2 protein-coding genes are annotated in these 3,181 nt (G+C 27.7%); both read left to right on the top strand.

Going from position 1 to position 3,181, the window contains the following annotated elements:
* Positions 1-636: 636 nt before the first annotated feature.
* Complete coding sequence (locus B2W91_RS08755; protein ID WP_291580103.1) at positions 637-2,034, top strand: MATE family efflux transporter; 1,398 nt, start codon at positions 637-639, stop codon at positions 2,032-2,034.
* Positions 2,035-2,201: 167 nt separating this feature from the next.
* Positions 2,202-2,978: a glutamate racemase gene (murI, locus tag B2W91_RS08750; protein WP_291580102.1), complete on the top strand. Its 777-nt coding sequence runs from the start codon at positions 2,202-2,204 to the stop codon at positions 2,976-2,978.
* Positions 2,979-3,181: the final 203 nt, after the last annotated feature.

The raw sequence follows: 3,181 nt of genomic DNA, 5'->3' as shown, positions 1-3,181 counted from the left end.
TCCTAAATTCTTCATTCTTCATTATTAATTCTTAATTTCTAAGTGGTTAATCTGTTTTTATAGAAAATTTATTTTTCATAGTATATATTAAGTTTTTGTATTGTATCCCTATAGATTGGTATAGGTAGAATAAGAAAGAATAGAGAAGCTATTGCTTAGAAATATTTATAGGGATAAGTAAGGGTTGATAATTGTTATCAAATGTTGTAGAATTTAAAAGGTTAGTTAGGGGGCTAAGTAAATTTGTTAAGGATTAGACTTAATGGTGGAATGTTAGGCTAACTACTTGTAAAATGGCAGACATGTATGATTCAGCACTTCAGGAATATATTTAGGTTCTTCTCAATACTCAATATTATATCAATTATCCAGAAATCATTAGCAATTTTAAGAATGAATTGAATAAAGTAGAGGTTGCGGTAAGTATCTTTGCTGAACCTTAATCTCGATTAGAATATAAAGGAGACCTATTTAAATTATAGAATAAAAATATTCGATAATTAATAGACTCTATTTATTTGTTATGGAAAAAATGGAAAAGTTAATATGTGTAGGTAAGATATAAAAATGGTTTTAGTAGAAAATTTTATTATTTAGATGGCTAAAAGAAACTAAAAAAAGTTAAGGAGGAATATAATGGATAAATCAGCGCAATTAGGAGAAGAAAGTATAGGAAAATTATTATTAAAATTTTCTATACCGGCAATAATAGGTATGCTTGTTAATGCATTCTATAATATAGTAGATAGAATATTTATAGGGCAGGGAGTTGGAGAATTAGCTCTTTCTGGAGTCACAATTACCTTCCCAGTTTCAACGATTATTATGGCGTTTGGTATGCTTATAGGTATAGGTGCTGCAGCATTAATATCCATAAGGCTTGGACAACAAAAGAAGGTTGAAGCGGAAAAAATATTGGGAAATGCTTTTACTTTAATAGTAATTATAATGATTTTACTTATGGTAGTATCACTAATATTCTTAGAACCTATGCTTAAAATTTTTGGTGCGAGTGATGTAACACTACCTTACGCTAAAGATTATGGCTATATTATATTATTAGGAGCTATTCTGCAAAATCTTGGATTTGGGTTAAATGGAATAATTAGATCAGAAGGAAATCCTAAAGTTGCAATGCTTACTATGCTAATAGGTGCTATAACTAACATGGTATTAGATCCTATTTTTATATTTACTTTTGGATTAGGAGTTAAAGGTGCTGCAATTGCTACCGTTATAGGACAAGGCTTAAGTGCAATTTGGGTAGTATTCTATTTCACTAAAGGGAAAAGTGTATTAAAGTTAAAAATAGATTATATGAAGTTAGATATGAAAGTAATAAAAGAAATATTTTCAATAGGAATGGCACCATTTTTTATGCAGTTAGCTGCAAGTTTAGTTACAGTGATTTCAAATAATTCATTGGCAACTTATGGTGGAGATATTGCAGTAGGTGCTATGGGGGTTATATCTAGTGTATCAATGGTGATACTTATGCCTATTTTCGGTATAAATCAAGGTGCGCAACCTATAATAGGATACAATTATGGAGCTAAAAGTTATGATAGAGCTAAAAAAGCCTTAAAATATGCGATAATAGCTGCTACTACTATAACAACAATAGGATTTTTGTCAATACAATTATTTGCACCACAAATAATAAAACTATTTAATAGAAATCCTCAACTGGTATCAATAGGTACCAAAGGTTTAAAAACTTTTATGTTCATGCTTCCTGTTACTGGATTCCAGATAGTTAGTACAAATTATTTTCAAGCTGTTGGAAAAGCAAAAGTTGCGATGTTCTTAAGTTTATCTAGACAAGTTATAACTTTAATTCCATTATTATTAATAATTCCACCTATATTTGGATTAAATGGAGTGTGGTATTGTGGGCCAACATCAGATTTTATAGCTTCTGTTATAACAGCAATATTTTTAATAAAAGAAATAAAAAATATAAATAGATTAAATAAAGAAAAGACTCTATATTATGAAATAAATAATGAAGTAGCTATGGAAAATGCAGAGTAGCAATTTATAAGAATAGATATAATATGATATGTTAATAATTAGAAGAATAGCAATATAGAGATTTCTTATTGTTATTCTTTATTAGTTTTTATTATTGTGATATATTTTAAAATATAACAAATTATATACAATTTATTATACAGGCTTATTATAGGGTGGTGATAATATTGGATTTCAATAGTGAAAATAGTATTGGATTTTTTGATTCAGGTATAGGAGGACTAAGTGTATTAAAAGAAACAATAAAAGTATTACCTAATGAGAATTACATATATTTTGGAGATTCAATAAATGCTCCTTATGGAATAAAAAATGTTAGCGAGGTTAAAAGATTAACCTTTAATGCAGTAAAATTTTTAATGAGCAAAAATGTAAAAGCTATAGTCATAGCATGCAATACTGCAACTAGTGCAGCTATAGAGGAATTGAGAAGACAATATACTAATATACCTATAATTGGAATAGAGCCAGCAGTTAAACCAGCAGTCGAACTAAATAGAGAAGGTAGTATAGTCATTATGGCAACGCCTATGACATTAGGAGAAAACAAATTTGCTAAACTTCAATCAAAGTATAAGGAAATAGCTAATATTGAGCCGCTTCCTTGTGCAGGGTTAGCGGAAATTATTGATGAAGGAAAAATAACAGGAGAAGAAATTCATAGTTATCTTGTAAATAAATTAAAAGATATAGAAAATATGAAAATAAGTTCTATTGTTTTAGGATGTACTCATTATCCTTTAATAAAAGAAGAAATCATAAAGGTTATAGGAAATGAAATTCCAGTAATTGATGGAAGTCTAGGAACTTCAAAACAGTTAAAAAGAATGTTGTCTTCAAGAAAAATATTAAACACAAGTAATTCCAAAGGTAATGTTCAAATTTATAACTCATTACAGTCAAAGAAAATAATTGATTTGAGTTATAAATTATTGGAGGTTTAGAAAGAAAGCCTGTTTATATAAAATAAAGTTTTATATAAACAGACTTTCTTTCTCTTATTTCACTAAATATCTTTAACAATATTTAGTAGTTATTCATACCATATATTATAAAATAAAACTTAGGTATCTGAAATAAAATAACCAGTTAAAAATGATGGCTTATTTTGTATTAGTCAGGTTAGTATATAGATAAACTACTCTAA

The sequence above is a fragment of the Clostridium sp. UBA6640 genome, from assembly GCF_002455975.1.
Classification (GTDB): Bacteria; Bacillota; Clostridia; order Clostridiales; family Clostridiaceae; genus Clostridium_J.
Note: the sequence above shows the minus strand (reverse complement) of the source record. Positions and strands in the feature narration are given on the sequence as shown.

Excerpts from the sequence above, each read along its gene's own strand:
- B2W91_RS08755 (WP_291580103.1), top strand. The coding sequence starts at position 637 with ATGGATAAATCAGCGCAATTAGGAGAAGAAAGTATAGGAAAATTATTA.